The 19,729-nt window shown below is 67.5% G+C and carries 17 protein-coding genes; 13 read left to right on the top strand and 4 right to left on the bottom strand.

Translation table 11 applies throughout. The annotated features are described in order from the left end of the window. Positions 1-26: 26 nt before the first annotated feature. The gene (locus BMW75_RS16905; RefSeq protein WP_092581028.1) at positions 27-557 is read right to left on the bottom strand and encodes an META domain-containing protein; all 531 of its coding nucleotides are present in this window, start codon (positions 555-557) and stop codon (positions 27-29) included. A 304-nt stretch (positions 558-861) separates the two neighbouring features. Between BMW75_RS16905 and BMW75_RS16900 the strand changes: the two genes are divergently transcribed. Next, positions 862-2,013, top strand: coding sequence for an acyltransferase family protein (locus BMW75_RS16900; RefSeq protein WP_092581026.1), 1,152 nt, complete (start codon positions 862-864; stop codon positions 2,011-2,013). On the opposite strand, the gene BMW75_RS16895 is transcribed toward BMW75_RS16900, so the two are convergent. Beyond that, positions 1,994-2,404 (bottom strand): helix-turn-helix domain-containing protein, encoded by a 411-nt coding sequence (locus BMW75_RS16895; RefSeq protein ID WP_092581024.1) that lies wholly within the window; start codon positions 2,402-2,404, stop codon positions 1,994-1,996. The genes BMW75_RS16900 and BMW75_RS16895 overlap by 20 nt on opposite strands. A 569-nt stretch (positions 2,405-2,973) precedes the next feature. On the opposite strand from BMW75_RS16895, the gene BMW75_RS16890 reads away from it, so the two are divergent. Together BMW75_RS16890 and kch are read left to right on the top strand one after the other, a co-directional pair. After that, the gene (locus BMW75_RS16890) at positions 2,974-3,786 is read left to right on the top strand and encodes a response regulator transcription factor (RefSeq protein ID WP_092581022.1); all 813 of its coding nucleotides are present in this window, start codon (positions 2,974-2,976) and stop codon (positions 3,784-3,786) included. A gap of 393 nt (positions 3,787-4,179) precedes the next feature. After that, the gene (kch, locus tag BMW75_RS16885) at positions 4,180-5,391 is read left to right on the top strand and encodes a voltage-gated potassium channel protein (RefSeq protein ID WP_092581020.1); all 1,212 of its coding nucleotides are present in this window, start codon (positions 4,180-4,182) and stop codon (positions 5,389-5,391) included. Here the strand turns inward: kch and BMW75_RS16880 are convergent. Continuing rightward, a complete protein-coding gene (locus BMW75_RS16880) occupies positions 5,368-6,960 on the bottom strand; it encodes an EAL domain-containing protein (protein WP_092581018.1) in 1,593 nt (530 codons plus the stop codon). The two genes, kch and BMW75_RS16880, sit on opposite strands and share 24 nt — an antisense overlap. A gap of 92 nt (positions 6,961-7,052) precedes the next feature. Further along, positions 7,053-7,694: a TetR/AcrR family transcriptional regulator gene (locus tag BMW75_RS16875; protein ID WP_092581016.1), complete on the bottom strand. Its 642-nt coding sequence runs from the start codon at positions 7,692-7,694 to the stop codon at positions 7,053-7,055. Positions 7,695-7,887: 193 nt separating this feature from the next. Here BMW75_RS16875 and BMW75_RS16870 point away from each other — a divergent pair, with 193 nt between their 5' ends. The 10 genes from BMW75_RS16870 (at position 7,888) to BMW75_RS16825 (ending at position 19,728) form a co-directional block, all read left to right on the top strand. Then, entirely contained in the window at positions 7,888-9,420 is a 1,533-nt protein-coding gene (locus tag BMW75_RS16870) for an efflux transporter outer membrane subunit (protein ID WP_175493201.1), read from the top strand. 29 nt (positions 9,421-9,449) lie between these two features. Then, the gene (locus BMW75_RS16865; protein WP_092581014.1) at positions 9,450-10,517 is read left to right on the top strand and encodes an HlyD family secretion protein; all 1,068 of its coding nucleotides are present in this window, start codon (positions 9,450-9,452) and stop codon (positions 10,515-10,517) included. After that, entirely contained in the window at positions 10,517-13,258 is a 2,742-nt protein-coding gene (rbbA, locus tag BMW75_RS16860) for a ribosome-associated ATPase/putative transporter RbbA (RefSeq protein ID WP_092581012.1), read from the top strand. Before BMW75_RS16865 ends, rbbA begins: the two co-directional genes overlap by 1 nt. Before the next feature lies 1 nt (position 13,259). Beyond that, complete coding sequence (locus BMW75_RS16855; RefSeq protein ID WP_092581010.1) at positions 13,260-14,384, top strand: ABC transporter permease; 1,125 nt, start codon at positions 13,260-13,262, stop codon at positions 14,382-14,384. 49 nt (positions 14,385-14,433) lie between these two features. Further along, positions 14,434-14,895 (top strand): hypothetical protein, encoded by a 462-nt coding sequence (locus BMW75_RS16850; protein ID WP_371467252.1) that lies wholly within the window; start codon positions 14,434-14,436, stop codon positions 14,893-14,895. Next, positions 14,885-15,631 (top strand): acetoacetyl-CoA reductase, encoded by a 747-nt coding sequence (gene phbB / locus BMW75_RS16845; RefSeq protein WP_092581006.1) that lies wholly within the window; start codon positions 14,885-14,887, stop codon positions 15,629-15,631. The genes BMW75_RS16850 and phbB overlap by 11 nt, the downstream gene beginning before the upstream one ends. 290 nt (positions 15,632-15,921) lie before the next feature. After that, positions 15,922-17,037 (top strand): ABC transporter substrate-binding protein, encoded by a 1,116-nt coding sequence (locus tag BMW75_RS16840; RefSeq protein WP_092581004.1) that lies wholly within the window; start codon positions 15,922-15,924, stop codon positions 17,035-17,037. Positions 17,038-17,139: 102 nt separating this feature from the next. Continuing rightward, the gene (locus BMW75_RS16835; RefSeq protein ID WP_092581002.1) at positions 17,140-18,033 is read left to right on the top strand and encodes a branched-chain amino acid ABC transporter permease; all 894 of its coding nucleotides are present in this window, start codon (positions 17,140-17,142) and stop codon (positions 18,031-18,033) included. Further along, on the top strand, positions 18,026-18,913 hold the full coding sequence (locus BMW75_RS16830; protein ID WP_092581000.1) for a branched-chain amino acid ABC transporter permease: 888 nt from the start codon (positions 18,026-18,028) through the stop codon (positions 18,911-18,913). The genes BMW75_RS16835 and BMW75_RS16830 overlap by 8 nt, the downstream gene beginning before the upstream one ends. Continuing rightward, positions 18,910-19,728, top strand: coding sequence for an ABC transporter ATP-binding protein (locus tag BMW75_RS16825; RefSeq protein WP_092580998.1), 819 nt, complete (start codon positions 18,910-18,912; stop codon positions 19,726-19,728). The genes BMW75_RS16830 and BMW75_RS16825 overlap by 4 nt, the downstream gene beginning before the upstream one ends. The last annotated feature ends 1 nt before the right edge of the window (position 19,729 follow it).

Here is a 19,729-nt window from a genome sequence, read left to right as displayed (position 1 = left end):
TCCGGTACGAGATGCGGCGCCGGGGCTCAGGGCGTCGGCGGATCCTGGCGGCGCTCGAATTCCAGCACATCGCCGCCGCGCAGATTGAACGTCAGATGCCGGGGCGCCCCGCCGCTATCCAGCGTAAAGGTATCGATGGCGCGCAGGCCCCGCAGATAATCGGCTTCGAGCTTGGCGCGGTCGGGCGGCACGCAGGCCATGCGCGTGGTGGCCGGCGCGTCGATGAAGAGCTTGTTGCGTTCCAGCTTGTACGTGCCGGTATAGCGGTTGCAGCCGGAAAAGCCGTTGACGTGGTATTGCTTGCCTTGCGCCAGGAACGTGAGCCGGATCGGTTCGCCGTTGTCGCCGTGCGGGATGTCGCGCAAGGCGCCGCCGGCCTGCGTCCAACGGACCAGTTCCCAGCTTGTCTGCGCCAGCGAATCCGCGCTGCTGGCTGCGCTGGCGGCCGCGGCGCCTTCGGGACGCGCGCCGCCGGTGGTGCCGGCGCAACCGGCCAGCGCCGCGGTCAACAGCCCCAGGCAGAGCAGCCTGTTGGGCGTGGACAGGAGGGTGGGCATGGGCGGGACTCCAAAAGGTTCGTACCGCCGTACTGTAACCGGCCTGGGCCGCGCGGGCGATTTTTCTCCGCCCTACAGCCGTATCCAAAAGATGCACCGGAGGCCGTCGGTTCTAGCTCCGATGATCGGGCGTCTTGCATCGAATGCCGCATGGCGGGCGCTGGCGACGGCGCGCAGAATCAACGACAGTCGTGGTCTCCGGCCGAACAGAAATACAGGGAAAGAGGAGCGGAACACGCGACCACCGCAAGCGCAGTGTCCGGCCCATCGGGCCTGAGAACAATATCGACCGGGGAGATGCGCGATGGGTTTCTTGAGAACGTTACTGGCGCTGTCGGTGGTGCTGGACCACCTGGGTGGCGGCTATGCCGACCAGCTTGTCGGCGGCCGGCTGGCCGTGCAGCTTTTCTATGTGATTTCCGGCTTCCTGATTTCGTATGTGCTGACGGCGACGGACAATTACCAGGGCGCCACCGGCAAGTTCTACGCGAACCGGTTCCTGCGGCTGTTTCCCATCTATCTGGCGGTGGCGGCCCTGACGCTGACGGCCCACATCGTGAGCGGCGGCTCATTCTTCCGTCTCTACGAATCGCTGCCCTTCAGCGCCGAAGTCTTCCTGTTCCTCTCCAACCTCTTCATCTTCGGCCAGGACTGGCTGATGTTCTTCGGCATCCGGGACTCCGCGCTGGCCTTCACGGGCAGCTTCGCCAACAGCGACGTCCCGCTCTACAAGGGCCTGCTCGTGCCGCAAGCCTGGACGCTGGGCGTGGAAATGAGCTTCTACCTGGTTGCGCCCTTCATCCTGCGCTCGCCGCGCCGGCTGCTGATGCTGCTGGCGGCCTCGCTGGCGCTGCGCGCCGTGCTGATCGCGACCGGCGTGGGCCGCTCCGATCCCTGGACCTACCGCTTCTTCCCCACCGAACTGGCGCTGTTCCTGATCGGCTCACTGTCGCATCAGGTGGTGCTGCCGCGCATGAAGGCGTGGACGCAGCGCGTGAAGCGGCTGCCCGAGTTGGGCACGGGCATTCTCTTCATCTATGTGCTGGCGCATTTTTCGATCGGCATCCATCCCACCGTGCGCGATGGCCTGGCCGTCCTGCTGTTTGCCGCGCTGCTGCCGCTGGCCTTCCTGTTCCAGTCGCGGCACCGGCTGGACAAGGCGATCGGCGAATTGAGCTATCCGCTCTACATCTGCCACATGCTGGTGATCATGGCGTTCAGTTGGCTCATGCACGACGTCCAGGAACACCAGCCGATGCTGTTCGCCGCGATGGCGATCACGGGCTGCATCGGCGTGTCCGCCGTGCTGAACTACCTGATTGCCGATCCCGTGGAACGCCTGCGCAGCCGGCTGCGTACCGACGCCAAGGGCGCGGGCACGTCTCCCGCGGCCGACGCCGCGCGGCGCCCCCCGGTCCCTGCCCAACCGATGGGGACTATTCGCCGCGTGCCTTGATGTAGGCGACCAGCACCAGTTCGATCTGCCGCCTTTCCTGCCGGCTGAGGCGGGAATAGGCAGAGTACGAAATGGTTTCGAAGGGCCAGGCGGGCGGATCGGGAATCTCCCCGATGCCGTCCGCAATGCTGTCCGGCAGGACGTGGCCGGTCGGCGCGTCGAGCATGGGGCCTTCGCCGGTGCTGAGCCACAGGGCACTGACGCGCAGCGCGCGCGTCAGCTTGATGAGCGCATCGCTGGAAGGCTGCAGGCGCTGCCCGCTTTCGTAGTTGCCGATGGCGCTTTGCGACAGGTTGCTCGCGACCGCCAAGTCTTTTTGAGTCCATCCCTGAAGCATTCTTGCGTTGCGCAGACGATGGCTAAACGTGTCCAATCGATCAACCCGAGACATTAATTTGCATGGTTTTATTTGATTAAAGCATTTCAATTCCACGGCCAAACATATGGATTAGACCCCATTTTCCGGGCTAATCCATAAATCGCCGCATGCCCCCCGCCGGCCGTGCAAGACATAGCCCGCGCGCCAGCCTTTTGCTCTGCCTCGAACCCCGCAAAGTCCATATCTATCAACCGCTTGCGAAGGATCCCCATCCCCGCCGCGGCTGCAGGACCGCTGGGCCTGCCACCCCGCCGGTGTGCGAAAAAAAGCCGCGCAAGTTTATGAGCAAGTCTGCTGACAAAAGAGAAAATAATGTATCGGTAATACATAATAAATTGTTGATGCAAAACCCGAATCAAACGCTGTTTCAATGGGCTGACCCGGCTTTCCGGCGCAAGGACTGTTACCGACCGAAACCATAGAAACGTATCTTCACAAAAAAACACGCCCGTGTTTAAATGAAACACAGGCGTGACTCCATGAGGGAAAGCGCCCACAACGGCCGGCAACGGCATGGCTCTGCCAGGCGCCCGGCTTTCCCGGCGCCAGCGCCCTGCCGCGCCGCCTCATTGGAAGCATCAATGAACAACACGCTGGATGTCATTTTTCTTGGCAATGACAACGCCAGGCATGCCAGACTGGTCGAATCCCTATCCCACCTGGGATTCAACGTCCGCCGCTGCCACGATCTCGTGGATGTCTACGACAGGTACTCCCGCCAGCCCAGCCCCCTGGTGGTCCTGGAAGCTCCCCTCCCCGATGTGCACAACGCCGCCGTGCGGCTGCGCGCGATCGACCGCAGCCTGGGCATCGTCGCCATCGCCGAATTTGCCGACGCCGAAAGCCGTATCCGTACCCTGCTCTGCGGCGCCGACGCGTGCCTGTCGCCGGACGTTACGGGACTGGAACTGGCGGCGGTCCTGCAAGCCCTGGTGCGGCGCGCGGTAGGCCTGGACGGCCTGGATCCCGCGACGGACGTGCACGCCGAAGAGCCCGAGCAGGCGGGCTGGCGGCTGGCCAACAAGGGCTGGACCCTCATCAGCCCGAAGGGCAGGACGCTGGGACTGACGACGGGGGAACGCGATTTCCTGACGCGGCTGGTGAAGGCGCCCGACCGCAAGATCAGCCGCGATGCCTTCCTTGCCGACGGGGCGGACGAAGCCGACAGCGGCATCACGCGGCGCCGCTTCGTGGATGTGATGATCAGCCGGCTGCGCCGCAAGGCCGCGGCCAATCAGATGACGCTGCCGATACGCGCGGTCCATGGATGGGGCTACATGTTTGCCGCCGACATCACGCTGGATCTGGACTACCGGGTGACGGGCGACAGCGGCCGTGCGGAAGGCCAGCAGGCCTGGCGCAGCGAAGAAGCGGACGCGAGCGCGTCCGTCTAGACGCCGGCCAGCGCAAGGCCGACAGGCGAAAAAAACGCGGCGCTGCCCCCGAAGGGTAAGACGCCGCGCTAAAACAACACGTGAGCCTGGAGTCATCGGCCGGCACCGATGCCTTCTACCTGGATCACGCGATTCCAACATTCGTGCCTCATACTACTCACGCACGGTCCGACCGTGGACCTGCGCCGGGTCTCTAGTCCCTGCGCAGGCTGCAACGTGATCAAAGCCTGGCAATGCGTCCACCCTGGCTGCTGGCGGGCGTTACTGCCATATCAGCGGCGTTCCTTCCGGATAGCCGCGTGATGAGGAAAGTTTAGGACCTTGGACGCGTTTCCAGTAATTCTTTGTTGATAGTCTTCCATACCATATTGATATAGGAAGAACGTGCCTTCGATGCCTCTGCCCAAACCCTCCCTGCGTCATCGCGTCAGCAAGATACTGGCGCTGTTCCCCCCTAACTGGTGCCTCGCCATCCTGGTGGCGCTGGACGGATATGCCTTCATGCATCCCGTGCTGCGGGAAGTCCGTGCGCGCGAATATTCGTTCTGGCTCGCGCTGGACAACTGGCACGAGATCATGCGCGTGGTCGGCCTGCTGGAAATTCCACGGCTGGTGCTCGGCGTCGGCCTGCAGGTCATTGCGCTGGGGCTGATCCTGAAAGCGCGCATCGCGTGGGCGTTCTCGCTGGTGCTGCTGATCGGCGTGGGCACCTTCTCCATCCTGGGCGATGGCGGCCGCGCGGGCCTGGGCCTCTACACCCTGATTCTCGTGATCGCGCTGGTGGCCTACTGGCGGCGCTTCGATCGCGCCAGCGTGACCGCGGGCTCGCTGTTCGCGCTGGTGAGCGTGCTGTCGCTGATGATCTACGCGGTGTTCGGCACGCTGTACCTGGGCAACGAATTCAATCCCCCCATCCTGGACGCGGGCACCGCGCTTTACTTTTCGATCGTATCCATGTCCACCGTGGGCTATGGCGACATCACGCCCCACAGCGGCACGGCGCGCCTGTTCACCGCGTCGATTATCATCCTCGGCATTACCGTGTTCGCCACGTCCGTCAGCGCGATCGCCGGGCCGGTGATCGGCGGCAACCTGAAACGGCTCGTCAAAGGCAGGTTTTCCTCCGCCATGAGAAAGAACCACATCATCATCGCCGGCGCCACGCCCCTGGCGCTCAGCGTCTACCAGGGCCTGCGCCACCGCAACGAAGAAGTCACCGTCATCGTGCCGACCGGCATGGCGCACGACTACCCCGCGTCCACCGATCTGATCGAAGGCGATCCCTCCAGCGTCGAGGTGCTGCGCTTGGCCGGCGTGGGACGGGCGCGTTATGTGCTGGCGCTGCGCGACGACGATGCCGAGAACGCCTTCATCGTGCTGGCCGCCAAGGAAGCCACCGGACCGGACGGCGCCAAGACTGTCGCCCTGGTGAACACCAGCAAGCATCTGGAGAAGATCCGCCGCGTGCAGCCCGATCTGGTGTTTTCGGTGCAGTTGCTGGGCGCCGAACTGCTGATGCGCGCCATCAACGGCGAGCCCATGGACAGCCAGGCCATCACCGACCTGTTCTTCGCCAAATCCTCAGCCGACGCGAAGGCGACCTGATTCACGTCTTGCCCCGCGGGGCAAGGGGTGGTCGGCATACCAGCGCACGAACTGCTCGGACGGCATGGGCCGCGCGAACAGATAGCCCTGGATGAACGTCACGTCGCGCCGCGCCAGGTAGTCGAACTGATAATCGGCTTCGACGCCTTCGGCCAGCACGGACAGGCCTAGCCTATGCGCCAGGGCGATGATGGCGTCCAGCACCGGCGCCTCTTGCCCGTCAGGCTCGATGGCCTGCACGAAGCCCTTGTCGATCTTCAGGTAGTCGACGGGAAATCGTTGCAGATAGGAAAGCGAGCAGTGCCCCGTGCCGAAGTCGTCGATGGCCACGCGCACCCCGCGCGCGCGCAGGGCGTCGATGTTGCGCCGGGCCTGGCCGTCGTCGGCGATCAGGCTGCGTTCGGTGATTTCAAGCACCAGGACGGGCTGGCGCGCCGCGATTCCCGCCGCGAAGCGCTCGACGTCGGACGCCAGGGCGGGACTGGACAAGTGCTCGGCGGCGATGTTGACGCCAATGTGAAAGCCGGGCGGCGTGGCCCAGCCGCGCATGTCGCGCTCGATCAGCGCGAACAGGTGGCGCGTCAGCGGGACGATCATGCCTTGCGCCTCGGCCGCGGCAATGAACAGGTCAGGCCGCACGTCGCCCTGCCCGGGCCGATGCCAGCGCATCAGCGCCTCGACGCCGCTGCACTGGCCCGACACATGGCTGTACACGGGCTGGTAATGCACCCGGAATTCGTCGGCCAGGATGGCGCGCCGCAACTTTTCCTTGATGGATTGGCGGTTGGTCTGCAGCCGGTGGGCGGCGACGGCCAGGCAGACGCCGATCAGCACCGCGAAGGGCAGATAGGTCAGCATGAGCTGCTGCCAGGCCAGGACGACGGCCTCGGGCGGCGCCTTGACGCGGATGGTCACGGCGGCGCGCCCGTCGTAAAGCGTGGTCTCGCCATGCACCAGTTGGCCGTGCGCCGCGGAAGCCCCCTTGGAATCGCTGTGTATCGACGCGGCGCCCTCGCCCACGATCAGCTCGATCCGGTAATCGCGCAGCGTGGCGACGGCGCCGAGCAGGTCCTGAAGATGGCGTCCGTCCACCACGACCACGCCGCTGTGCCCGTCGACGCCCGGCCGTCCCAGCAGGATGGCGGGCCGTTCGGGCGCGAGGGGCGTGCCGGACACGGTCACGAGCCATTGGTCCGGCGGCGTGTCCACCGACCATCTGCGAAATTCCGACAACGGATAGTCGGTCTGGCCCACCGCCGACGAGCAGTAGACCCGGTCGCCGCGCACCAGAAAGAGCGATCGGAAGTAGGGATTGAGCATGCCCCAGCGCCGCAGGTCGGGCAGCGCCTGCTCGCATGACAGGGCCGTCAGGGCGGCCACTCTGTCGAGCATTTCCCAGGCCTGTCCCAGGATGTGCTGGGCCTGGACCCGCACGATGCGCGCGGCCGACTCGGCTTCCTGGCGCTCGGCGTTGCGGACGTGCCATCCGGTCCAGGCCACGCAGGCCAGCACCGGCAGCACCAGCGCCAGAGCCACAGGCAGATACCGCCACGACGATACGCGTTCCATCAAGCCCGATGTCGGCAAAGGGTCTCCGCTTAGGAATCGCTGCGATTGGCGCGAGCGCACCGTTCGGATGGGACACCAAGCGCCGCGCGGCGTCAAGATCCGCGTGCGGCGCACGGCGATCTGCCGGCCGGGTCCAGCAGTTCGACCATCATTGCCACGTGCGCCTCGCGGCGGTCCCGCAGGCGGACGGGCTCGTCCGGGTCGGCCAGCGCGGCCAGGACGACGGTATGCACCACCGGCGCCAGCAGCAGCCACGGCTGGCGCAGCGCCACGCTGTCGCGGCACAGCCCCCGCTGGCGCGCCAGCGCCAGCAGGCGGCCCAGGTCGGCAAAATGCGTGGCGGCCGTTTCGTGGCGCCAGCGGGCCGCCAGGTGCGGCACCCTGCCGCTTTCGGCGAGCAAGAGGCGCAGCGTGCTGATCATGGCGGGATTGGCGAGGCGGTCGTGCAGATGATCGGCGATGCGTTCGGCCAGCGCCTGCACGGAATCCGCGTCGTTGACGATCGCGTCGACATCGAGCGGCGCAGGCGCGAGGTGGCGCTCGAGCAGCGCCTCGAAGACGGCTTCCTTGCTTGTGAAATGGGCGTAGAGCCCGCCCTTGGACAGGCCTGCGCCGCGCGCGATGTCGTCCATGCGCGCCCCGGCATAGCCTGCCTGCGAAAACGCCCGCAGCGCGGCGTCGACGATCTGGTCGACCCGCACCGACGGCGGAAGACGACTGCGCTGCCTGTCCATCCCGGTGGCTCCGTGTTCGAGATGAGGCGATTACATACCGACCGGTCAGTCGTTACCTTGACCCGGATCAAGGAACGATCGAGGCTCGCTGGGCAAAATAGGCGCATGCCCTGGCGCCGGGGCCGTCCGCGCGGCACGCCACCAGCCTGCCGCCCGCGCCACGCCCCTGGCCGTCGAGCCGGAGAACCGCCGCATGAAAGCTCCCGTGTCCGCCGCCAAGATCACCGCCCGCCTGGCTCCCGCCGCCCTGGCGCTGCTGCTGGCGGCCGGCTGCGTCTCGCTCGCCCCCGATTACCAGCGCCCCGCGCTGCCCGTTCCGGCGGAGTATCCGGGGGCCGGCCATCCGGCGGCCGGCGATCCGGGGGCCGGCCTACCGGGAGCTGACCAACCGGCCCCCGCCCCCGCCGACGCCCCCTCCCCCTCGCCACAAGATCCCGCCGCCCGCATTGCCTGGCAGCGCTACTTCACCGACCCCGCGCTGCAGCGCCTGATCGCCACCGCGCTGGACAATAGCCGCGACCTGCGCGCGGCGTTGCTGCGGGTCGAGGAAGCGCGCGCGCTGTACGGCATCCAGCGCTCGGACCAGTTCCCCTCGGTTGGCGTGCAGGCGCAGGGCTCGCGGGCACGCGTGCCGGCGGACCTGAACCTGACGGGCCAGCCGCAGATCTCCAGCCAATACCAGGCGGGCCTGGGCATGGCGACCTGGGAACTGGATTTCTGGGGCCGCGTGCGCAGCCTGAGCGACGCGGCGCTGGAAAACTATCTCTCCACCGAGGCCGCGGCGCAGGCTGCCACGCTGAGCCTGATCGCCCAGGTCGCCGACAGCTACCTGACGCTGCGCGAACTGGACGAGCGGCTGGAACTCACGCAGGAGACCATCGCATCGCGCGCGGAGTCGCTGCGCATCTTCCGCCGGCGCTTTGAAGAAGGCGCCATCTCCAAGCTGGACCTCACGCAGGTGGACACGCTGTGGCAGCAGGCCAAGGCGCTGGGCACGGAGCTGGAACGCACGCGCGCCGCGCAGGCCCACGCCCTGGAGCTGCTGGTGGGCGCGCCGCTCGACCTGCCCGCCGGCCCGGCGCGCCTCAATGACGAGGCCGTCATGCGCGAGCTGCCGGCCGGGCTGCCGTCGGACCTGCTGACCAACCGCCCCGACATTCTTGCGGCCGAGCATCGGCTCAAGGCCGCCAACGCCAACATCGGCGCCGCCCGCGCCGCATTCCTGCCCAGCATCACGCTGACCGGCGCGTTCGGCACCGCCAGCGCCGAACTGGACGGACTGTTCGCGGGCGGCAGCCGCGCCTGGAACTTCGCGCCCAGCATCAACCTGCCCATCTTCGATGCCGGCCGCCGGCAATCGTCGCTGGATCTGACCGAAGCGCGCCGGGACCTGGCCGTGGCCAACTACGAGCAGACCATCCAAAGCGCCTTCCGCGACGTGTCCGACGCCCTGTCCTCGCGCCGCTGGCTGGCCGAACAGGTGGACGTGCTGCGCGCCACCGTGGCCGCCCAGGCCGAACGCACCCGCCTGGCGCAATTGCGCTACGACCACGGCGCCTCGCCCTACCTGGAGGTGCTGGACGCCAAGCGCGACCTGCTGGCCGCGCAGCAACAGCTCGTCGAGACGCGCCGCGCGCTCCTGTCCAGCCGCGTCGGCCTGTATGCCGCGCTGGGCGGGGGCTCGCTGGCCGCAGCAACGCCCGGCCCGGGCACCGCCCAACGCTGACTGGCAGACAAGATCAAGGACACGCCCAGATGCCGCTACCCACCCGAAAACTGATTCCCCTGATTGCCATCGCGGTCCTCGCGGCCGCCGGCTATTACGGCTGGCGCATGCTGGCGGATACCGGTCCGGGCGCGGCCTTCATCAGCGGCAACGGCCGGATCGAAGCCACCGAGATCGACGTCGCCACCAAGCTGGCGGGCCGTGTGCAGGAGGTGCTGGTCACGGAGGGCGACTTCGTCTCGCCGGGCCAGCCGCTGGCGCGCATGCAGATCGACACGCTGCAGGCGCAGCGCGAAGAGGCGCGCGCGCAGCATCAGCAGGCGGTCAACGGCGCGGCCAGCGCCGCGGCCCAGGTGGCGCAGCGCGAGAGCGACAAGCGCGCGGCCGAAGCAGTGGTGGTGCAGCGCGAAAGCGAACTGGACGCGGCGCGCCGACGGCTCGCCCGTTCCGAGACGCTGTCCAAGGAAGGCGCCTCATCGATCCAGGAACTGGACGATGACCGCGCGCGCGTGCGCAGCATGCAGGCCGCGGTCAACGCCGCGCGCGCGCAGGTCACGGCCGCCGCCGCGGCCATCGACGCGGCGCGGGCCGCGCAAGTGGGCGCGCAATCGGCCATTGCCGCCGCGCAGGCCACCGTGGCGCGCATCGATGCCGACATCGCCGACGGCGAGCTGCGCGCGCCGCGCGCCGGCCGCGTCCAATACCGCGTGGCCCAGCCGGGCGAAGTGCTGGGCGCGGGCGGCAAGGTCCTGAACATGGTCGACCTGGCCGACGTCTACATGACCTTCTTCCTGCCCGAGCAGGCCGCCGGCCGCGTCGCGCTGGGCCAGGACGTGCGGATCATTCTGGACGCCGCGCCCGAGTACGTCATTCCCGCCAAGGTGTCGTTCGTCGCCAGCATCGCGCAGTTCACGCCCAAGACCGTGGAAACCGCGAGCGAGCGCCAGAAACTGATGTTCCGCGTCAAGGCGCAGATCAGTCCCGAGCTGCTGCGGCGGCACCCCACGCAGGTCAAGACCGGCCTGCCCGGCGTGGCGTGGCTCAAGCTGGATCCGGACGCCCGCTGGCCCGCCAACCTTGAAGTCCGGGTGCCCTGATGGCCGCAAGCGCCCCGCCCGTCGTCACGCTGACCGATGTCGGCCTGCGCTACGGCAAGACGCGCGCGCTGGACGGCATCACGCTGGACATCCCCGCCGGGCGCATGGTGGGACTGATCGGTCCGGACGGCGTGGGCAAGTCCAGCCTGCTCGCGCTGGTGGCGGGCGCCCGCGCGGTGCAGCAGGGCAAGGTCGAGGTCCTGGGCGGCGACATGGCCAGCCGCCGCCATCGCGAAGCCGTCTGCCCGCGCATCGCCTATATGCCGCAGGGGCTGGGCAAGAATCTCTATCCCACCCTGTCGGTGGAAGAAAACCTGCAGTTCTTCGGCCGCCTGTTCGGTCACGACGAGGCCGAACGGCGGCGGCGCATCGACAGCCTGACCCAGAGCACCGGCCTGTCCGCCTTTCTGTCCCGCCCCGCGGGCAAGTTGTCGGGCGGAATGAAGCAGAAGCTCGGCCTGTGCTGCGCGCTGATCCACGACCCCGACCTGCTCATCCTGGACGAGCCCACCACCGGCGTCGACCCGCTGGCGCGGGCGCAGTTCTGGGACCTCATCAACGAGATCCGGCGCGAGCGCGCCGGCATGAGCGTCATCGTGGCGACGGCCTACATGGACGAGGCCCAGCGCTTTGACTGGCTGATCGCCATGGACGAAGGCCGCGTGCTGGCGACCGGCACGCCCCGCGCGCTCCAGGACCGCACCGGCGCGCAGACGCTGGAGGCCGCCTTCATCGCGCTGCTGCCCGAGGAAAAGCGGCGCGGCCACAAGCCGGTCGAGATCGTGCCGCTGGCCCTGGACGAGCACGCCGGGATCGCCATCGAGGCGCGCGACCTGACCATGCGCTTCGGCGACTTCGTCGCCGTGGACCACGTCAATTTCCGGATCCGGCGCGGCGAGATATTCGGGTTCCTGGGCTCCAACGGCTGCGGCAAGTCGACCACCATGAAAATGCTGACCGGACTGCTGCCCGCCAGCGAAGGCCAGGCCTGGCTGTTCGGGCAACAGGTCGATCCGCGCAACCTCGATACCCGCCGCCGCGTGGGCTACATGTCGCAGTCCTTTTCGCTGTACGGCGAACTGACCGTGCGGCAGAACCTGGTGCTGCACGCCCGGCTGTTCCACGTGCCCGAGGCCGACATCCCGGCGCGCGTGGACGAAATGGTCGAACGCTTCAGCCTGGGCGACGTGCTGGACGCACTGCCGCAGAACCTGCCCATGGGCGTACGCCAGCGGCTGTCGCTCGCGGTGGCCATGGTGCACAAGCCCGAACTGCTGATCCTGGACGAACCGACCTCCGGCGTGGACCCGGTGGCGCGCGACGGTTTCTGGCGCCTGTTGATCGAGCTGGCCCGCAAGGACCACGTCACGATATTCATCTCCACGCACTTCATGAACGAGGCGCAGCGCTGCGACCGCATTTCGCTGATGCATGCGGGCAAGGTCCTGGTGAGCGCCTCGCCCGAGGAGATCACGCGGCTGCGCGGCGCCAGGACGCTGGAAGACGCGTTCATCGCCTACCTGATCGACGCCGGCGCCGGAACCGCCGCCGGCGAGGCCGAGGGCGCGGCGCTCCCGCCGGAAAATGCGCCCCCGCCCGCCGAGCCGCCGCGTCGGCGCTTCAGCCTGCATCGCGCGTTCAGCTACATGTGGCGCGAGTCGCTGGAGCTGCGGCGCGACCCCGTGCGCGCCACGCTGGCGCTGATGGGCTCGCTGCTGCTGATGTTCGTGATGGGCTACGGCATCAGCCTGGACGTCGAAGACCTGCGCTACGCGGTCATGGACCGCGACCAGACCGGGCTGAGCCAGAACTACAGCCTGAACCTGTCCGGGTCGCGCTACTTCATCGAACGGCCCCCCATCGCCGACTACGCGGAACTGGACGCGCGCATGCGCAGCGGCGAGCTGTCGCTGGCGATCGAAATTCCGCAGGGCTTCGCCCGCGACGTGGCGCGCGGCAAGGATGTCCAGATCGGCGTGTGGATCGACGGCGCCATGCCGCAGCGCGCCGAAACCATCCGCGGCTACGTGCTGGGCATGCACCAGGGTTGGCTGGCGCAGCAGGCGCGCGAGCGGCTGGGCGCCCGCGCGCAGCCTGCCGTCAGCGTGGAGACCCGCTTCCGCTACAACCCGGACGTGCGCAGCCTGCCCGCCATGGTGCCCGCCGTGATTCCCCTGCTGCTGCTGATGATGCCGGCCATGCTGACCGCGCTGGCGGTGGTGCGCGAAAAGGAGCTGGGCTCGATCATCAATCTCTACGTCACGCCGGTGACGCGGCTGGAATTCCTGCTGGGCAAGCAGGCGCCGTACGTGGCGCTGGCCATGCTGAACTTTCTGCTGATGGCGCTGCTGGCCGTCACGCTGTTCGGCGTGCCGATCACCGGCAGCTTCGCCACCTTGCTGCTGGCGGCGCTGATCTACAACGTGGTGGCCACCGCCATCGGCCTGCTGGCCTCGACTTTCACGCGCAGCCAGATCGCGGCGCTCTTCTTCACGATGATCGGCACGCTGGTGCCGGCGGTGCAGTTCGCCGGCCTGCTCAACCCGGTGACCTCGCTGGAGGGCGGCGGCCGGCTGATCGGTCAGGTCTATCCCGCCACCCACATGCTCACCATCAGCCGCGGCGTGTTCAGCAAGGCGCTGGGCTGGCACGACCTGCAGGCCTCGTTCTGGCCCCTCTTGATCGCCATTCCGGTCATTCTGGGCGCCTCGGCGCTGTTGCTGAAAAAGCAGGAGACCTGACATGCGGCGCCTCGCCAACATCTACCGCCTGGGAATCAAGGAGCTGTGGAGCCTGGCGCGCGACCCGATGATGCTGATCCTGATCGCCGTGTCGTTCACGCTGATGATCTATACCGCGGCCACGGCGGTCCCGGAAACGCTGCACAACGCGCCCATCGCGGTGGTGGACGAGGACCACTCGCCACTGTCCGCCCGCATCGTCTCGGCCTTCTATCCGCCGCACTTCACGCCGCCGCAGCAGGTCACCCCGGCGCAGGCCGACGCGGGGATGGACGCGGGCCGCTACACGTTCTCGCTCGACATCCCGCCCAATTTCCAGCGCGACGTGCTGGCGGGCAGGCCGGCGCAGATCCAGCTCAACGTGGACGCGACCCGGATGAGCCAGGCCTTTACCGGCAGCAGCTACATCCAGCAGATCGTCACGGACGAGATCAACGAGTTCGCGCGGCGCTACCGCGCGTCCTCGGCGCTGCCGGTGGAGCTGGCCGTGCGCATGCGGTTCAACCCGAACCTGACCCAATCCTGGTTCGGCGCGCTGATGGAGATCATCAACAACGTCACGATGCTGTCCATCATCCTGACCGGCGCGGCCCTGATCCGCGAGCGCGAGCACGGCACCATCGAGCACCTGCTGGTCATGCCGGTGACGCCCACCGAGATCATGGTCGCCAAGGTCTGGTCGATGGGGCTGGTCGTACTGGCCTGCGCTGGGCTATCGTTGACGTTCGTGGTGCGAGGCCTGCTGCACGTGCCCATCGAGGGCTCGGTGGCGCTGTTCTTGGCCGGCGTGGCGCTGCACCTGTTCGCCACGACCTCGATGGGCATTTTCATGGCCACGCTCGCACGCAGCATGCCGCAGTTCGGCATGTTGCTCGTACTGGTGCTGCTGCCCCTGCAGATGCTGTCCGGGGGCACCACGCCACGCGAGAGCATGCCCCAGTTCGTGCAGCACATCATGCTGGCCGCGCCGACGACGCACTTCGTCGAACTCGGCCAGGCCATTCTCTATCGCGGCGCGGGCATAAGCGTCGTATGGCAGCCCTTCCTGGCGCTGGCGCTGATCGGCACAGTCCTGTTTGCGTTATCCCTGGCGCGTTTTCGCAAGACCCTCAGCCAGATGGCATGAGGCCCGTGTGTATTCGTTTCCCCTTACCACGCTGATAAAAGGACGGATGATGAAGAAAGCAACTGCCTCCCTGCCTCAAGGACTCGCCGGCGCCAATGTGGCCTATTGCCAGCGCCTGACCCAGCTTGCCCAGGACAGCCAGCAGCGCTGGCTCGAACTGGGCCAGCGGCTCGCGGGCGACGGCACCAGCCAGTACCTCGCCGCCTTCGCTCCAATGACGCCCACCGACAACTGGCAGGACCTCGCGCCCGCGCTGGGCGAACTCACGCGCAAGCGCTGGCAGAGCCAGCTCGAAGCCAGCCAGGCCATCACCCACGTGATGCTGCAGGAACAGGCCGCCCTGGCCGCAGGCCTGGGCGAGGCAATGCGCGAGTGGTTCAAGAACGCCAACAGCGCGGCCATCGACAAATCGCCGCTGACCCAGATGTGGTCGGTCATGTCCAACCAGATGGAGGCCGCCTGCGCCGCCATGCAGGACGCCAACCAGCCGGGGGCCCGCCATGACGGCTAAACGCACGGCCCTCATCACGGGCGGGGCCGGGTGCCTGGGCCGCGCCATCGCCGTGGCCCTGCACGATGCCGGCCATGACGTCATCGTCACCTACCATTCCAGCGAAAGCGCCACGCGCGAGTGGATCCAGGAGGAAGCCGCCCGCGGCCGCACTTTCGCCATGTACAAGGTCGACGTGGCGGACTTCGATTCCTGCCAGGCGCTGGCCCGCCGGCTCGAGGAAGACGGACGCCAGATCGACATCCTGGTGAACAACGCCGGCATCACGCGCGATGCCAGCCTGCGCAAGATGACCGCGCAGGACTGGGCCGAGGTCATGCACAGCAACCTGGACTCCATGTTCAACATGACGCAGCCGCTGTGCGGCCCCATGGCGGACCGGGGCTGGGGCCGCATCGTGAACATTTCGTCGGTCAACGGCAGCAAGGGCGCGTTCGGGCAGACCAACTACGCCGCGTCCAAGGCGGGCATCCACGGCTTCACCAAATCGCTGGCGCTGGAAGTGGCCAAAAAGGGCGTGACGGTGAACACGGTGTCGCCGGGCTACCTGGCCACGCGCATGGTGCAGGCCGTGCCGGCGGAGGTCCTGGAAGAAAAGATCCTGCCGCAGATACCGCTGGGCCGGCTGGGCCAGCCCGAGGAGATCGGCGCGCTGGTGGCCTTTATCTGCAGCGACGCCGCGGGCTTCATGACGGGCAGCAACGTCGCCATGAACGGCGGGCAGCACATGTATTGACGGCGGCGGCCGCCCCCTCGGAGCAGGCAGGTTGCACCTTGCAGGCTAAGGTGCAACCTGCCACTTAAAACACCGTTTGACACAACCGGTAACGGGTTAACCCCATATTGTTGCCGGGGGCTGGCGCTCGTATATTTGCATCCACTCGACCAGGATTGGATGCAATTTTGTATCTTGGTATCCATTCAGGGTCCCGATACGCGCCAGCGGCACCCCCGCTGGTTTTCAACGCATGCCGGCTCCATCTCGCGCAGACGCGACATCCGGCAGCCCTCCGAGGGGAAAAAACCATGCAAGTGAACGTACGTCCGCTAGTTGCCGCCGCCTGCCTCGCCCTGTCGTTCGCCGGGACCGGCGCGCAGGCCCAGGAAACCGTGAAGATGGGCGCCGTCCTGTCGCTGACCGGCGCCAACGCCACCGTGGGTGAAGACGTGCGCCGCGCCGTGGACCTGGCGGTCGAAAAGGTCAACGCCGACGGCGGCGTCATGGGCAAGAAGTTCGCCGTGGTGATCGAGGACTCGGGCGGCAACCCCACCACCGCGCTGAACGCGGCGCGCAAGCTGGTCAGCGTGGACAAGGTGCCGGTCGTCATCGGCGAATACTCGTCCGGCATCTCCATTCCGCTGGGCCAGTACCTCGTCAAGGAAGGCGTTACCCACATCAACATCGCCAGCACCAGCGTGAAGATCCGCGACCTGGGCGCCACGTCCTTCAACCTGATCGGCCTGGAAGACAAGGGCAACAAGTTCTCGGCCAAGGACACCTGGGACCAGGGCTACCGCAACGTCGCGATCATTGCGCCCAACAACGCCTACGGCCAGGGCGTGGCGCATGGCTACAAGGAAGAATTCGAGAAGCTGGGCGGCAAGATCGTGACCGAGGTCCTGTACACCGCGGGCCAGTCCACCTACCGCCGCGAACTGCAGCAGATGTCGCGCAGCAACCCCGACGCCTACATCTACACCGCCTACGGCCAGGAATCCGCCGTCATCAACCGCGAAGCCTTCGAACTGGGCCTGCGCAAGACGCCGTGGTACGGCATCCTCCTGAGCATGTGCCTGAGCGACACGCCCGCCAACATCGCGCAAGGCCAGATCGGCATGGAAGTCGGCTCGGTGCTCGGCCCCAAGGGCCGCGAGTACGCGGAGGCCTTCAAGGCCCGCTACAAGGAAGGCTTCAAGACGTCCTACACCGGCTATGCGTATGACGCCGTGCTGCTGACCGCCGCCGCGATGAACCAGGCCAAGTCCACCGCGCCCGCCGACATCCAGGCCGCGCTGACGCAACTGGGCCAGAAGGGCTACGAAGGCGTCACGGGCTTCATCAAGTTCGACGCCGACCGCCAGCGCATCGACCCGCCTTACGCCAAGCTCAAGTCCGACCAGGGCAAGATCGTGGTCCGCTGATAAGGCCTTGGCCGGACTCGCAGGGGTGCGAGTCCGGCTTTTTTTTCCGTGGGCGGCGCCGAGCGCCGCCGCGGGGCTTCCGCTGTCTTTCGAGCAAACAAGATGATCCAGATTCTGGTCGACACGCTGCTGCGCTGCTCGGACCTGGCGTTGATCGCGCTGGGCCTGAGCATGGTGTATGGGCTGGTCAAGTTTCCCAACATCGCCCACGTGCAATACGCCATGGTGGGCGCGTATCTCACTTATGCGCTGCACGCGCTGGGGCTGCCGCTGGCGCTGGCGCTCCTTGCCGCCTGCGCGCTCACCGGCGCCATGGCGCTGGCCTTCCACCAGCTGGTGTTCCGCCGCCTCCTGCGCGCTGGGCCGGCCATCACGATGATCGGCTCGCTGGCGCTGTCCATGCTGCTGATCGCGCTCTGCCAGGGCTTTGCGGGGTCCTTCCCGCGGATGTTCACGCTGCCGCTGACCACGCCGATCCGCCTGGGCGACGCGAGCGTCACCCTGACGCAGATCGCGGCGGTATCCACCACCGCGCTGCTCCTGGCCGGCTTTGCGCTGCTGCTCTTTTGCACGCGCGCGGGCCGCGCGATGCGCGCCCTGGCCTGCAATCCCGCGCTGGCCGATGCCAGCGGCCTGAACGCCTCGCGCATCACCTGCCAGGTGGCCTTCTGCAGCGGCGCGCTGGCCGGCCTGGGCGGCGGCCTGCTCGCGCTGTCCACCGGCGCGCACATCAACCTGGGCACCGACCTGCTGCTGCCGGTGTTTGCCGCGGCGATCCTGGGCGGCCTGGGCAACCCGCTGGGCGCGGTGGCCGGCGCGTTCCTCATCGCGCTGACCGAAACCCTGGTGACCAACCTGAACTTCGGCTGGCTCTACGCCAAGCCGGTGGCCTTCCTGCCCGTGGCCTACATCAGCGCGGCCTCGTTCCTCATCCTGTTGCTGGCGCTGCTGTTCAAGCCCTACGGCCTGTTCGACCGGGAGGTCCGCCGTGTTTGATTTTCTGGTTTCCTCGCTGACCTTCGGCGCCATCTTCGCCCTGATGGCGCTGGGACTGAACCTGCAGGCCGGCCTGGCGGGCCTGCTGAACTTCGGCCACATCGCCTTCGCCGGCATCGGCGCCTACGGCACCGGCATCGCGGTGCAGGCGGGCTGGCATCCGGCGCTGGGCGCAGCCGCCGGCGTCGCCGTCGCCATGACGCTGGGCTGGTGCATCGCGCGCCTGGGCAAGCAGCTTGCCGCCGACTACTGGGGCATCGCCACGCTGGCCATCGCGGAAATCATCCGCACGGTCGCCACCAACGAGCTCTGGCTGACCAACGGGGCCCAGGGCATCAGCGGCATCCCCGCGCTGTTCGACGACCTGCCCGGCAAGAGCGGCGCGCTGGCCTTCCTGGCCCTGGTCGTGGCGCTGGCGGCCGCCGCCGCCGTGCTGTTGCGCCGCGTGGCGTATGGGCGCTTCGGCCGCGCGCTGCGCGTCATGCGCGAAGAGCCCAAGCTTGCCGCCTGCATGGGCTACGACCTGATGTCGCTGAAGTCGCGCGCCGTGATGGCGGGCGCTGCCGTGACGGCGGTGGCCGGGTCCCTGTACGCGCATTACATGAGTTTCGTCGGCCCCGACTACCTGCTGGCCTCCGAGACGTTCCTGCTCTGGACCATGCTGATGATCGGCGGCATCGGCAACTTCTCGGGCGTGGTGCTGGGGGTGGTGCTGGTGCAGACCGCCTACACGCTGGTGCCGTTCGCCAAGGACGCGTTCGGGTTCGGCTCGGACATCGCAGGCGCGCTGCGCCTGGGACTGATCGGATGCATCCTGCTGGGATGCCTGTTGTGGCGCAGCGAAGGGCTGCTGCCTGAAAAGATGAGGAAGATGCCATGACGGCCCCCCATGCGTTGCAGGTCGATTCCGTGGCCAAGGCCTTTGGCGGCAATCGTGTCCTGGAGAAAGTCGGATTCAACATCCGGCCCGGCGAGATCGTGGGCCTGCTGGGCCCCAACGGTTCCGGCAAGAGCACGCTGCTCAACACCATTACCGGCTTCGAGGCCATCGACGCCGGCAGCGTCACCTTCGAAGGCCGGCGCATCGACACGCTGAGCGCGCACCGCATCGTGCAGGCAGGCATCGCGCGCACCTTCCAGCTGCCGTCCATGCCGGCCAAGATGTCCGTGGCGGAAGTCGCGATGGCCGCGTCGGTCGCGCACCACGGCATCTGGGAGAACCTGTTCGGCCTGCGCGCCGCGCGCGAAGCCGAGGCCCGGGCGCGCGAACAGGCCAACGCCCTGCTGTACCAGCTGCTGCTGGCGCCGGTGCGCGACCAGCCCGCCGCGGCGATCTCGGGCGGCCAGAAAAAGCTGCTGGGCATCGTCTGCGCCCTGATGGCGCATCCGCGCATGCTGATGCTGGACGAGCCCACCGCCGGCGTGCATCCCAACCTGCGCAGCGACATCGTGGGCGCGTTGCAGCGCCTGAACCAGGCGGGCATGACCATCGTGATCGTCGAGCACGACATGCACTTCATCCGCGAGGTCTGCCACCGCTGCATCGTGCTGGACCGCGGACACATCGTGGCCGATTGCCGGCCCGACGAACTGGCGTCCAACGAGCGCGTGCTGGAAGCCTATCTGGGCGGCGCGGCCCGCAAGCCTGCCGCCGGCGCCACCGCGGGCCCCGTGCTGCGCATGGGAGCCGCGTGAT

This window comes from Achromobacter sp. NFACC18-2 (genome assembly GCF_900108985.1).
Lineage (GTDB): Bacteria > Pseudomonadota > Gammaproteobacteria > Burkholderiales > Burkholderiaceae_B > Achromobacter.
Note: the sequence above shows the minus strand (reverse complement) of the source record. Positions and strands in the feature narration are given on the sequence as shown.

Bases quoted from the DNA above. Each gene is read 5' to 3' on its own strand.
- BMW75_RS16900 (WP_092581026.1), top strand. From the start codon at position 862: ATGGGTTTCTTGAGAACGTTACTGGCGCTGTCGGTGGTGCTGGACCAC.
- BMW75_RS16895 (WP_092581024.1), bottom strand. From the start codon at position 2,404: ATGTCTCGGGTTGATCGATTGGACACGTTTAGCCATCGTCTGCGCAAC.
- BMW75_RS16870 (WP_175493201.1), top strand. From the start codon at position 7,888: ATGAAAGCTCCCGTGTCCGCCGCCAAGATCACCGCCCGCCTGGCTCCC.
- BMW75_RS16890 (WP_092581022.1), top strand. From the start codon at position 2,974: ATGAACAACACGCTGGATGTCATTTTTCTTGGCAATGACAACGCCAGG.
- BMW75_RS16905 (WP_092581028.1), bottom strand. From the start codon at position 557: ATGCCCACCCTCCTGTCCACGCCCAACAGGCTGCTCTGCCTGGGGCTG.
- BMW75_RS16865 (WP_092581014.1), top strand. From the start codon at position 9,450: ATGCCGCTACCCACCCGAAAACTGATTCCCCTGATTGCCATCGCGGTC.
- rbbA (WP_092581012.1), top strand. From the start codon at position 10,517: ATGGCCGCAAGCGCCCCGCCCGTCGTCACGCTGACCGATGTCGGCCTG.
- phbB (WP_092581006.1), top strand. From the start codon at position 14,885: ATGACGGCTAAACGCACGGCCCTCATCACGGGCGGGGCCGGGTGCCTG.
- BMW75_RS16875 (WP_092581016.1), bottom strand. From the start codon at position 7,694: ATGGACAGGCAGCGCAGTCGTCTTCCGCCGTCGGTGCGGGTCGACCAG.
- BMW75_RS16835 (WP_092581002.1), top strand. From the start codon at position 17,140: ATGATCCAGATTCTGGTCGACACGCTGCTGCGCTGCTCGGACCTGGCG.
- BMW75_RS16880 (WP_092581018.1), bottom strand. From the start codon at position 6,960: ATGGAACGCGTATCGTCGTGGCGGTATCTGCCTGTGGCTCTGGCGCTG.
- kch (WP_092581020.1), top strand. From the start codon at position 4,180: ATGCCTCTGCCCAAACCCTCCCTGCGTCATCGCGTCAGCAAGATACTG.
- BMW75_RS16855 (WP_092581010.1), top strand. From the start codon at position 13,260: ATGCGGCGCCTCGCCAACATCTACCGCCTGGGAATCAAGGAGCTGTGG.
- BMW75_RS16850 (WP_371467252.1), top strand. From the start codon at position 14,434: ATGAAGAAAGCAACTGCCTCCCTGCCTCAAGGACTCGCCGGCGCCAAT.
- BMW75_RS16825 (WP_092580998.1), top strand. From the start codon at position 18,910: ATGACGGCCCCCCATGCGTTGCAGGTCGATTCCGTGGCCAAGGCCTTT.
- BMW75_RS16840 (WP_092581004.1), top strand. From the start codon at position 15,922: ATGCAAGTGAACGTACGTCCGCTAGTTGCCGCCGCCTGCCTCGCCCTG.